12 protein-coding genes are annotated in these 10,726 nt (G+C 71.8%); 7 read left to right on the top strand and 5 right to left on the bottom strand.

What is annotated here, in order from left to right; all coding sequences use genetic code 11:
• Positions 1–384: 384 nt before the first annotated feature.
• Positions 385–846, bottom strand: a complete 462-nt coding sequence (locus ACZ4VT_RS18445; RefSeq protein ID WP_467950849.1) for a hypothetical protein — start codon at positions 844–846, stop codon at positions 385–387.
• Positions 847–918: 72 nt separating this feature from the next.
• On the opposite strand from ACZ4VT_RS18445, the gene ACZ4VT_RS18440 reads away from it, so the two are divergent.
• The 3 genes from ACZ4VT_RS18440 to ACZ4VT_RS18430 all read left to right on the top strand — a co-directional run bounded on the left by ACZ4VT_RS18440 (position 919) and on the right by ACZ4VT_RS18430 (position 3,310).
• Complete coding sequence (locus ACZ4VT_RS18440; RefSeq protein WP_467950847.1) at positions 919–1,758, top strand: dienelactone hydrolase family protein; 840 nt, start codon at positions 919–921, stop codon at positions 1,756–1,758.
• Between the two features lie 194 nt (positions 1,759–1,952).
• On the top strand, positions 1,953–2,372 hold the full coding sequence (locus ACZ4VT_RS18435) for a DUF6841 family protein (RefSeq protein ID WP_467950845.1): 420 nt from the start codon (positions 1,953–1,955) through the stop codon (positions 2,370–2,372).
• A gap of 149 nt (positions 2,373–2,521) precedes the next feature.
• A complete protein-coding gene (locus tag ACZ4VT_RS18430) occupies positions 2,522–3,310 on the top strand; it encodes a class I SAM-dependent methyltransferase (protein ID WP_467950911.1) in 789 nt (262 codons plus the stop codon).
• Between the two features lie 136 nt (positions 3,311–3,446).
• Here ACZ4VT_RS18430 and ACZ4VT_RS18425 read toward each other — a convergent pair whose 3' ends face one another.
• Complete coding sequence (locus ACZ4VT_RS18425) at positions 3,447–4,190, bottom strand: hypothetical protein (protein WP_467950843.1); 744 nt, start codon at positions 4,188–4,190, stop codon at positions 3,447–3,449.
• A 240-nt stretch (positions 4,191–4,430) separates the two neighbouring features.
• On the opposite strand from ACZ4VT_RS18425, the gene ACZ4VT_RS18420 reads away from it, so the two are divergent.
• Positions 4,431–5,660 (top strand): glycosyltransferase, encoded by a 1,230-nt coding sequence (locus ACZ4VT_RS18420; protein WP_467950842.1) that lies wholly within the window; start codon positions 4,431–4,433, stop codon positions 5,658–5,660.
• Here ACZ4VT_RS18420 and ACZ4VT_RS18415 read toward each other — a convergent pair.
• The 3 genes from ACZ4VT_RS18415 to ACZ4VT_RS18405 are packed head-to-tail and all read right to left on the bottom strand — an operon-like array spanning position 5,657 to position 8,314.
• Positions 5,657–6,118, bottom strand: a complete 462-nt coding sequence (locus tag ACZ4VT_RS18415; protein WP_467950841.1) for a hypothetical protein — start codon at positions 6,116–6,118, stop codon at positions 5,657–5,659. The genes ACZ4VT_RS18420 and ACZ4VT_RS18415 overlap by 4 nt on opposite strands.
• Before the next feature lie 26 nt (positions 6,119–6,144).
• Positions 6,145–7,950 (bottom strand): alpha/beta hydrolase, encoded by a 1,806-nt coding sequence (locus ACZ4VT_RS18410; RefSeq protein ID WP_467950839.1) that lies wholly within the window; start codon positions 7,948–7,950, stop codon positions 6,145–6,147.
• A gap of 4 nt (positions 7,951–7,954) precedes the next feature.
• Positions 7,955–8,314, bottom strand: a complete 360-nt coding sequence (locus ACZ4VT_RS18405; RefSeq protein WP_467950838.1) for a hypothetical protein — start codon at positions 8,312–8,314, stop codon at positions 7,955–7,957.
• A 264-nt stretch (positions 8,315–8,578) separates the two neighbouring features.
• Between ACZ4VT_RS18405 and ACZ4VT_RS18400 the strand changes: the two genes are divergently transcribed.
• From ACZ4VT_RS18400 to ACZ4VT_RS18390, 3 genes are all read left to right on the top strand, one after another.
• Entirely contained in the window at positions 8,579–9,352 is a 774-nt protein-coding gene (locus tag ACZ4VT_RS18400) for a GNAT family N-acetyltransferase (RefSeq protein ID WP_467950836.1), read from the top strand.
• 206 nt (positions 9,353–9,558) lie between these two features.
• The gene (locus ACZ4VT_RS18395) at positions 9,559–9,957 is read left to right on the top strand and encodes a hypothetical protein (RefSeq protein WP_362803772.1); all 399 of its coding nucleotides are present in this window, start codon (positions 9,559–9,561) and stop codon (positions 9,955–9,957) included.
• Between the two features lie 217 nt (positions 9,958–10,174).
• The gene (locus ACZ4VT_RS18390; RefSeq protein ID WP_467950825.1) at positions 10,175–10,576 is read left to right on the top strand and encodes a hypothetical protein; all 402 of its coding nucleotides are present in this window, start codon (positions 10,175–10,177) and stop codon (positions 10,574–10,576) included.
• Positions 10,577–10,726 lie beyond the last annotated feature (150 nt).

Below are 10,726 nucleotides of genomic sequence, written 5' to 3'. Positions count from 1 at the left end.
TTTTCGGACCGCACCAAACCAAGGGCAAAAAAGCGGGAGAACCCTTCCCCCCCCCCACCCGCCGGGCGGCAGGGGGGGGGCCCCCCCCCCTTGTTCGGCCCCCGGGCCCGATCATCCCGCCGGGCCCGGCCACCCTCCACGGCGGGCCGGACCGGGACCCGGACCCGGACCCGGACCGGGAACCGGCTCCGGAGTGTCCTCGGCGTCCTGCGAGCGACCGCGTCCTTCCAGGACGTCCGGGGCCGTCGCATCGGCGAGCAGCGAGCAGCCTGAGTACGACCCCCGGGTACAGGCCCCACAGCGCAAAGCGCGAGGCCGGAAAACGCACAGGCGGGGGGCCGTTGGCCCGACCCCGGCCCCCTCCACCCCCTCACTCGGCCGCGGTCAGGCGACGGCGGGCGAAGCGCGGTGCCGGTGGAAGTCGTGGACGACGATCCAGTAGTCCTCGTCCTCCTCCGTCAGCGCGCACAGGCGCCGGCCGTCCGGGGACATCGCGATGATCAGGCCGCCGCCGTTCGGTGGCAGCGCGGCCGAGAGCGCGGTGTGCGCGGTGAGGCGCACGCGGGCCCAGTCCTGGTCGGCCCCGCGGACCAGGAAGCAGTCCTCCTCGTCGATGACGGCAGCGGCCCGCGCGTGCTCCAGCCACAGGCGGTCCGCCTCCGCCGGGGCTTCCGGAGCGCCGCGCGGCACGATGGCCCGCGGTTCGACCTCGACGTTCACGAAGACCTGGAAGGCCCGCGCGTACGAGGGCGCGCCCGCGGCGACGTACCCGGCCGCCGTCACCAGCCCGGCCGGCGCCAGCTCCCGCGCCGGCGCGCCCGCGCGCTGTCCGTCCGCCGTCTCCATCGGTTGACCACCTGCCTCTACTTATCGGTAACTTCAGGGTGGCCCAGGAGAGTCGACCGAAGGAGCAGGCGCGTGCCAGACCACGACCTGACCGGCTTCACACCGTCCACGTTCACCCACGACGGCGCCACCCGCCGGGTACTGCGCAGGGGCACGGGCCCTGCCGTGATCATCATGGCGGAGATCCCGGGCATCACCCCCAAGGTGATCGAGTTCGCCGAACGCGTGGCGGCGACCGGCTGCACATCCGTACTCCCCGTCCTCTTCGGTGTGCCCGGCCGCGAGGCGAGCCCGGGCGCCGCCGGCTGGCCGACCGTGGGCCGCGCCATGGCATCCTCCCTGTGGCAGGTGTGCGTGAGCCGTGAGTTCACCGTGCTGGCCACGGGACGCAGTTCGCGCGTCGTACGGTGGCTGCGCGCCCTGGCCGCCGCCGAGCACGAGCGCTGTGGCGGCCCGGGAGTCGGCGCCGTCGGCATGTGCCTGACCGGCGGATTCGCCCTGGCCATGGCCACGGACGAGCGACTGGTCGCCCCGGTGCTGTCCCAGCCGTCGCTCCCGCTGGCGTGTACCGCGAGCCGCGCGGGCACCATCGACATCAGCCCCGAGGAACTCGCGGTCGTCCGCGGGCGCTGCGAGCGCGACGGGCTCCAGGTACTCGGCCTGCGCTTCCGCGGGGACCGGCTGGTCCCCGGCGACCGCTTCGCCTATCTGCGGCGCGAACTCGGCGACGCCTTCGTGGCCGTCGAACTCGAAGACAGCGCGGCGAACCCCGCCGGCGCCCTGCCGCCGCACTCCGTCCTGACGGAGCATCTCGTCGACGAGCCGGGGCAGCCCACACGGCAGGCGCTCGACACCGTCCTCGACCTGTTCCGCACCCGGCTGCTCGGTGAGGAGCCCGCTGTCACGAAGTGACGTCCACGGCCCGGTCCCCAGGGCCGGGCCGGGAGATCCCCCGGCTTCCTGTTACGCCCTTGGGTGGGGGCCTGCGGCCGGTGGGCGCGGCGCCTAGGCCGATGGCGCACCCAGTGGCAATCTGGTTGATACCGCCAAAATCCCCACACTTTCGGACCCTCCGCACCCGGCCCTGCACGAGAGCAAGGAAGCTCATGCCGCACACGGATCTCTCCGCAGTCGAGGCGGACGTCAGGACCTGGTTCGACCAGTACGTGAGCACCTTCATCGGCCTGGCCGGCGCCGGCCGAACCGACCCGGCGCCGCTGCTCGACTACTTCTCCGTACCGATCACCATGACCACCGACGCCGTCCACGTGGTGCTCGCCTCCGGCGACACGCTCGCGGCCGCGCTCACCAACGAGCTGCAGACCCTGCGGGACGCCGACTACGGCGGCAGTACGGCGCTCGATCCCCAAGTCCGGGCCCTCAACGAGCGGTCGGCCATCATCGAGGTGACCTGGGCGCGCAACGACAGCGGCGGACGCGAGTTCCAGCGCGTACGCGTGCTGTACCTCGCGGCCAGGACGGTCGCCGGGTGGCGGACCACGGCCTCGGCGATCCTCTCCCTCTGACCGCCCTCCCCGGCCGCGCACGACAGTCGGATGGTTTGTACATCCCGGTCACCGACGTACGCGGCGACCTGAACCCGAAGATCCTTCCGGCGGCGGGGCCGCGCCCGCCCAACGCCGGGAGTTCGCCCCGCGACGGATACGGAGTGCTGATGGCCACCAGGAAGAACCTCACCGCCAACCGGGAGTCCCTCGTCCACAAGGTCCGCTACGCCGCGAGCCGTCCGAACCGCATCGCGCCGTACCTGAAGCGCGCCGCCCGTGACCGCTGGCTGGCCTTCAAGCACCCCGACCACGTGAGCTACTACCGGGCCGTGATGGCCTCGGACACCCGCCGCAACCCGGAGGCGGCCGTCGGCAGCCAGACCCACGAACGCTGGCTCGCGCTCGGGCAGATGCAGTTCGACTACCTGCTCGGGCACGGCCTGAAGCCCGGATCGCGCATGCTGGACATCGGCTGCGGAAACCTCCGCGCCGGCTGGCGCTTCATCGACTACCTCGACGCGGGCCACTACTACGGCATCGACATCTCGCCGGACATCCTCATCGCGGCGAAGCGCACCGTGACCGAACGCGGGCTCCAGGCCAAGGTCCCGCACCTGACGATCACCAAGAACCTGACGCTGGACTTCCTCCCCGAGGGGTACTTCGACGTCGTCCACGCCCACAGCGTGTTCTCGCACTCACCGATCGACGTCATCGACGAATGCCTCGCCCACGTGGGCCGCGTCCTGGCGCCCGGCGGCCACTTCGACTTCACCTTCGACCGCACCACCGGCGCCGAACACCAGGTGTTGCGCGAGGACTTCTACTACCGCACCCAGACCCTCGTCGACCTCGCCGCCCGGCACGGACTGACGGCACGCTTCATGGATGACTGGGAGGAACTCGGCCACGGCCAGTCCAAGATCCGCGTCAACGTGAGCACGATCGACGCCTGACGGCCGCCGCGGCGTACGGGCGGCCTGCCGGGCGGCGTCGCCGCCACCGTCGCGGCGGCCCAGCCGCTCATGGTGTCGTCCTGGCCGTGGCGGGCCTCCCGCGATCGGCCCCGTCTCACGCGCCCACGCTGAGGGTTCAGGAGATCGCGTACCACTGGCTGGCCCAGCCGGTGTTGATGGTGCTCGTCGACTGCTCGGTGAGGTTCACGGCGGCCGGCAGTGAGGTCTGACCGGTCAGGAGGGTGCTGTACCGGAGGCTGGGCGGCGTCAGACCGGCATTGACCGAGATGCCGGCGCCCGTGGACTTCAGGGTGAGGGCATTGGTCGCCCAGTTCCCGTTGAGGAGCAGAGCGATGAAATAGGTCCCGGGCACGGCGGTGAACGGCTTGCCGAGGGCCAGCGGCTTCGCGATCGCGTCGGTCATCAGCTGGGGCGAGATGTCCGGGGTGGCCGCGACGAGCTTGCCGGTGGCGTCGTACACGCCGAGGTAGCAGTTGGTGAGCTGGGCGTTCGGGTCGATGCCGGCCAGGCCGAGCCAGATGTTCGACCAGGTGATCTGCTCGCGCAGGACGATCCGCACCAGGGTGATCCGCCCGCCGACCCCCGCGGCCGACTGGGCGGTGACGTGCCCCGCGTCGTTGGGGTCGCCGGTCCACGCCAAGAGGTTCTGGTCCTGCGGCCGGGGCCCCTCGAACCCGGACCCCGGCCCCGTGCCCGATCCGGTGGCGGACCCGGACCCGCCGCTCTGCGCGGGGACGGGGGCCGCCGAGCTCACCGCCGTGTCCCGGTTCTCCTTCGGCGCGGTGCAGCCGGCCAGGACGAGCAGCGCCGCGAGCGCGGCGACGAGGCCGGTCGCGGCCGTGGTGGTGCGGGTGCGCATGGTCCCCCCATGAGGTGCGTATGTGCGGACGGACATGATCACACGGTCGACGGCTGCGGAGCGGACCGCACCGGCCCCGGCCGGGGCACCCTGCACGGGGACGAAAAAACACAAAGGCGAGGAGAAACCTCTCCTCGCCACTCTCAACTTATAGCGCACTGGGGGGCTTGCGGCAAGACCCGGGCCGTACCGCAAAATCGGCGGCTCACAGCCGGAACCTGCGGAAACGGGGAGTGCGAAGTGCGTGCGTTGTTGTCGACCTGGGGGTCGCGCGGGGATGTGGAACCGCTGGCGGGACTGGCGGTGGCCGTACGGGAACTCGGCGCGGAGGCGGTGGTGTGTGCGCCGCCGGACGAGGAGTTCGCGACGCTGCTGGCGCGTGTCGGCGTACCGCTGGTGCCGCTCGGCCCGACGGTGCACTCGGTGGTCGCCGGTACGAAGCCGCCCACGGCGCAGGACGCGTTCCGGCTCGCCCCCGAGCTGGTCGCCGCCCGGTTCGACACGCTCACCGCGGCGGCCGAGGGGTGTGACGTGCTGCTGGCGACCGGTCTGATGCCGGCCGGTGCACGGGACGTGGCCGAGAAACTGGGCATCCCGTACGTCTTCGCGTGCTTCCACACCTTCGGACTGCCGTCGCGGCGGTTCCCGCCGGGGGCGCGGCCGGGCGAGCCGTTCCCGCAGGGCGAGACCGACAACCGCGTGCTGTGGGAGCAGGACGCCCGGAGGGTGGACGCGTTGTACGGGGAGGCGCTGGCCGGCCACCGGGCGGCGATCGGTCTGCCGCCGGTGGACGGGGTCCGCGACCACGTCTTCACCGACCAGCCGTGGCTGGCGGCCGACGCGACCCTGTGTCCGTCGCAGGGCATGACGGATCTCGACCTGGTGCAGACCGGGGCGTGGATCCTGCCCGACGACCGCCCGCTCCCGCACGAGTTGGAGGCGTTCCTGGACGCCGGCACACCACCGGTGTACGTGGGCTTCGGCAGCATGGCCGCACACGCCCCGAAGGGCATCGCCCGGGTGGCCATCGAAGCGAGCCGCGCGCAAGGGCGCCGCGTACTCCTCGCCCGCGGCTGGGCGGGCCTGGCCCCGATCGACGACGGTGACGACTGCTTCGTCGTCGGCGAGGTCAACCAGCAGGCGCTGTTCCGCCGGGTGGCCGCCGCGGTGCACCACGGCGGCGCGGGCACCACGACGACGGCGGCCCGGGCCGGCGCGCCCCAGGTGGTGATCCCCCGGATCGCGGACCAGCCCTTCTGGGCCGCCCGGGTGGCCGAGCTGGGCATCGGCGCGGCACACGACGGCCCGGCGCCGACCTTCGACTCCGTGTCCGCCGCACTCACCACGGCCCTCAGTCCGGAGACGGCGGCGCGGGCGAGCGCCGTGGCCGGCACGATCCGTCCCGACGGGGCCAAGGCGGCCGCGAAACTGCTGCTCGACGCGGTCGACGCGGTCGGCCGGAAGGCCTAACCGCCGGCTGGCGGAGGCTCCGGTACCGACCAGAACGGGTGGAACTGGTCCGGTTCCGGAACCTCCTTGTGGCGGTAGTCGGGGCCGTGCGGCGGGGTCGTCGACGGGGCCACCTCGGACGGTTCGGCGGGCGGGGTGGTGACCCGGAAATGGGGCTGGTTCCTCCAGCCGACGACGACGCTCAGCTGGAATCCGTCCGGGGTCACGAAATAGGCGGCCCGCCCGTCACGGCTGGTCGCGCGCAGCGTGTAGCCCAGGCCCGTCCAGTGCCGCTCCACGAGGCCGAGGAGGCCGCCGAGCCGTTCCTCGGCGATGACCGTGGTGATCGCCCTGCGCCGGTCGGTGGTGTGCGTCCCCGCCTGACTGTCCCGGTGGGTCCAGCACACCGGGGGACGGACGGCGGCGAAGGTGGCGTCGAGGATCGCGTCGGCGCGCTCGGCGGCCTGTTGCATGGTCATCGGCGGGTTCCGTTCCTCGGCGGGGGTCACGGCTGGAGCCTCGACCCGGGCACGAAGACGCCGTGCGCGCCGCGGGGTATCTCGTAGGCAACCTTGCCCGGCTGGTTGGCGACGATCGCCGCGATGCTGTCGACCGACACCTGGTTCGTGTCCGGGTTGAAGTAGCTGCCGTGCGCCTCCGTGTTGATCGCGAACTTGGGGTCGGTGAACTTCCATTCGTCGGGGCCCGCTTCGCTCTGGATGCGGATCGCCCCGAAGTCCTTGCCCGCCGGGTCCCGGCCGTGGATCAACTGGTCGGTGGGCGGCCCGTCGACGGCGAGGATCGACCGCACGCTGTCGACGAGGCGCGAGGGGGAGGGCGCGTGGGTGACGATGTCGTTGGCGGCCGCCCCCACCCACACGTGCCTCGGGGCCACGCCCAGGTCCTCCGCCTTGTCCACCCCGACGCCGGGGCTGCCGACGAGGACGATGTCGTCGGCGCCGGGGATGTGGCCGGGCTGCTGCGATGCCGTGCCGACGAGCAGCGAGCCGTAGGAGTGGCCGATGACGGTGAGGTGCGGGTCACCGTTCTGGTGGGTCGTCACCAGCCCGTTCATGAAGCCGTTGAGCGCAGAGGCGCCCTTCTGCGCGTATGTGGTGTCCATGGCCTCCGGGAGGCTCTGCGGCGCGTCGTATCCCATCCACACGATCGTGGTGCTCGACGGGTCGAGGACCCGTGCCCCGGCCGCGATGTCGAAGGCGCCCTTGAGGTCCTTCTTCGCGAAGTCCTCGTCCAGCCCGGTCTTCATGCCGAGGACCGTGGTCGGCACGTTCTTCGCGGTGTCGGGGTCCTGCCCGAACGCGATGACCGCCCGCCCGTTGCCCTGGTCGCCGATGCCCAGCAGGAACATCGTCGGCACGTCGCCTGAGTTGAGCTTGCGGTCGATCTCCCGGAGCGCGATCAGCTGGTCCCGGGCCTTGCTGTCGGACGAGGCCTTCGCCTCCACCTTGGCGATCAGGATCGGCAGGTGCTCGCGATTGGCCTGGTCGCGCACGGCCGAGGGGATGCCGTCCATGTTCCCGATCACATCGGGGTACGCGGCGAGCAGCTGGGTTTTGGCGTCCTCGTCGAGGCCGTTCCACCACTCCAGGCGACCGGCGGGCGGCTTGTCCAGCGGGATCTGGGACTTCATGGCGTCGTCGGCGGCCTTGTGCACGGACGCCATGTCGTCGCTGACGTCGGCCCAGGTGCCGGAGTCGATCTTGAGGCCCTGTTCCGCCTTGAGCTTCTCCATGGCGCCCTTGTACTGGCTGTTGATCTCGCCCGCCTCGTTCAGGGCGCTCCAGATGGTGTCGGCGAGGGCGCGGGCCCGCTCCTCGTTCGGGTTGTCGCCCTTGGCGTAGCCGCCCTCGCGGCCGAAGAGACCGAGCTTGTGCTGGCGCCCGCGCACCACTCCGCCCTCCGGCAGCGTGCCGCCGGTGTCCGGGGTGCCCGCTGCCGGGTAGCCCACCCCGCCGTCGTCGAGGACGGTGAAGCCGAGCCGCAGAGCGTCCTCCAGGGCGTGCGTCAACTTCCGCTGAGGGCCTTCCAGTTCCAGGGCCAGGCCCTTGAGCGCGGTCTCGATCAGGGCGCATTCGGTGTACACGTACCGGAAGTTCTGCCGGACCTGGCCGAGCCGCTTGTACGCCGCCGTGGCGGCCTCGCCCACCTGGGTCTCCTTGAGCGGTCTCAGCATCTCGGACCCGACGCGCTGGTCGGCGGCGTGTGCCCGGCCGCTCACCTTCCGCCAGCCGTCGGCGGCTTCGGTGAGCTCGGTCAGCCTGAGGTCCCGCAGGGCGGGTAAGGACAGCATGCCGTCACTCCTGTCCCGTGGGGCGGTCGCGGACCGCGCCCTGGAGGTTGCGGCCTATCTGCCCGTCGAGTTCGCCCTGTTGGACGGCGGCCAGCCACAGGATGTCCACCAGGTCCGTGCACTCCTGCCCGATGGTCTTGAGGCGCTCCTCCCATGAGAACCGCACGCTGCTCAGGGCCGTCACGGCGGACAGGCCGACCGCCCCCGCGGTCAGCCCCTCGTGGGCGGCCGTGAGGGAGGACAGGTCGTCGGTGATGCCCCGCGCCAGCTGCCCGGACGTATGGGACGCTGTGGTCCAGGGTCCCCGGGAGACCTCGAGGGTGCCCATCAGATCCGGCTCCGACTTGCTCGGCAGTTCGGTCAACCCCCGCCAAGGGTCCGCCGCTTGCTCGTACGACGTCACTTCGCCCGCCCTCCCCCTGTCACACACGGATGCGCTCGTCGAGTGAGGCAGAAGGTAGCGCACCCGTCACGAGAACGACACGGGGCGTAGTGGATCTCGGGGGACCCCCCTACGGCCGCGCCGCCGGCGGGCCGGCTCACGGCCCAGCGGGGGTGTCGTGGCAGCCGTGGCCCGGCAGGGGAAATTCGACGGCCGGCCCGGCCGGCGGATGCGTAGGCTCCCCTCATGCCCGGATCAGAACTTCAGCGGATCAATGCTTTCCTCTCGGCCTTCGCCCGCCGCCAGGCCGCGCGCTCCGTCGAGCTGCCCGGCGGGTTCGCCGTGTACGACGACGCCCTCGCACACTCCCGTGCGAACAACCAGGTCGTCATCGACGCGCCCGTCGGCGAGATCGACCCCGAGGCGCTGCCCGCCCTCGCGGAGGAGGCACTGGGGCACCTGCCGCACCGGCTGGTCTCCGTCCTGGACGACGAAGCCGGAAGGGCGTGTGCCGAGCCGCTGATCCGAGCCGGGTACACACACTCCACCTACCTGGTCATGCTCCACACCGGCCCGGTGCCGCCCGTCGGCGGCCCCGCGGAGGAAGTGGACCTCCACGCCCTGCGCATCCCGCTCACCCGGCGCTGGCGGGGCTTCCTCCCGACCGTCGAGGACGAGGTCCTGCTCCACCTCGTCGACCGACGCGAGGTCCGCCGCCGCGGGGCCGACACGGTCCACTTCATCGGCGCCCGGGCAGCCGACGGCGAGGTCGCCTCGTGGGCCGACCTCTACCTCGACCCGACGACCCGCACGGCCCAGATCGAGGACCTGATGACCTCGGAGGCCCACCTCAGGCACGGCTACGCCGACGCCGTCCTGAGCACCGCCCTGCGCCTGGCCGCCGACCAGGGCTGCGACACCCGCTTCCTGACCGCCGACGCGATGGACTGGCCGCGCCACTGGTACGAGCGCCGGGGTTTCTCCGCGATCGGCCACTCGCACACATTCGAACGCGGCTGAGCGCGAAACGGCCCGGCCGACCGGCACCTGGCCGGAATGCTCGAGCCCCGTCCGGTAAGCGGCCATCCGGAATGCGCCATCCATTGCCGCACTGATTCCGGACCCCCTTTTCCGGCGGGGTGGGGGCCGGTGTCAACAAGGCGTGATCGGGCCATTGGTGAGGGAACCGCTTGGCGGTGCCACGCAACACCTCGAGAATCCTTTGCATGACAATTCTGCGCAGCACTACACGTGTCGCCGCCGTTGCCGCAGCGGCCGCCGGCATGTTCGTCTTCGCGGCATCGCCCGCGAGTGCCTTCTCGCAGTCGTGGGGGTCGGGCTCCTATCACGCCAGCGCGGATTTCGTGCCCTCCTCCGGCAGTATCCGGATCGGTGGCAGCGGCTGCGCCGGCGGCGCCGCCCGCAGCTTCTACACCCAGCTCGTCAAGACCAACGGCAGCTCGAAGGTCTTCTCCAGCTACAGCTACGCGGCGGACGGGCAGTACCAGACCGACCCCCGCGGCATCGGCGTGAGCACCAGCACGGCCTACTACCTGCGCTGGTACGGGAAGAACAACAGCGGCGGCGACGCCTCGGCCCCCTGCGCATCGGCCCACACCGCCTAGACCAGGCACGTCGGGTGGCAAGTCGGCCGGCCGGTCCCGGGCCATCGCCCGGGGCCGGCCGCGCTCCACGGATACGGGAGGGAATGCTGTGACTCTGCGGTGGCGCCGCCTCGCCGGTTCGTTCTGCCTCGTGACGGCTCTCGCGGGGTGCACGGACGCGGGGTCGGCCTCCGAGCGGGCCCCCTCCCGTGCGGTCCTGGGCCAGAGGCACGTTGCCGTGATCGGCCAGGGCGCGATGGAGGGCACCAGCTGGCGGGTGGACCTCGTCTCCGCGGACGGGAAGCTCTGCACGCAGGCCACCGTCGGCGAAAACCCGGCCGGCAGCGGCTGCGAGCCTCCGGTTTCCAAGGAGGTCCCGGTCAACATCGCCCTGGACGGGCTGGATTCCAGCGTTCTCCTGGTTTATGGAGCGGCGGATCCCAGTGTCGCCCGCCTTGTGGCACGTTCCACGTCCGGTGAATCCCAGGCCGTCGATATCACCGCACACGAGGGAAGGTCCTTCTTCGCCTACGCATTGAAGCCGGGGACCGCGGAGGACCTGATGGCTTTTGACTCCGGCGGGCAGCAGGTATTCTCCGCCGCCGAAAAGATTCGGGAGTTCCAAACCCCGGCCGGATGACCCGGCTCCCGACCGCCGGCTCCCGACCCCCGACCCCCCCGGCGCACCGGGGGTTAGCCCTACCCGGGGCCGGGCGGGTAGCGGGATCGCCGCGGGTGGCCGTGCCCGGACAAGCTGGGGCCGGTACACGTACCGCTGGTTTCCCAACGA

It is taken from the genome of Streptomyces sp. NPDC029164, assembly GCF_055563995.1.
The sequence above is the reverse complement of the archived record's forward strand: the minus strand, read 5'-3'. Positions and strand labels throughout refer to the sequence as shown.

Coding starts and splice junctions, on each gene's coding strand:
- ACZ4VT_RS18445 (WP_467950849.1), bottom strand. CDS start 846: ATGGAGACGGCGGACGGACAGCGCGCGGGCGCGCCGGCGCGGGAGCTG.
- ACZ4VT_RS18435 (WP_467950845.1), top strand. CDS start 1,953: ATGCCGCACACGGATCTCTCCGCAGTCGAGGCGGACGTCAGGACCTGG.
- ACZ4VT_RS18430 (WP_467950911.1), top strand. CDS start 2,522: ATGGCCACCAGGAAGAACCTCACCGCCAACCGGGAGTCCCTCGTCCAC.
- ACZ4VT_RS18425 (WP_467950843.1), bottom strand. CDS start 4,190: ATGCGCACCCGCACCACCACGGCCGCGACCGGCCTCGTCGCCGCGCTC.
- ACZ4VT_RS18415 (WP_467950841.1), bottom strand. CDS start 6,118: ATGACCATGCAACAGGCCGCCGAGCGCGCCGACGCGATCCTCGACGCC.
- ACZ4VT_RS18410 (WP_467950839.1), bottom strand. CDS start 7,950: ATGCTGTCCTTACCCGCCCTGCGGGACCTCAGGCTGACCGAGCTCACC.
- ACZ4VT_RS18400 (WP_467950836.1), top strand. CDS start 8,579: ATGCCCGGATCAGAACTTCAGCGGATCAATGCTTTCCTCTCGGCCTTC.
- ACZ4VT_RS18395 (WP_362803772.1), top strand. CDS start 9,559: ATGACAATTCTGCGCAGCACTACACGTGTCGCCGCCGTTGCCGCAGCG.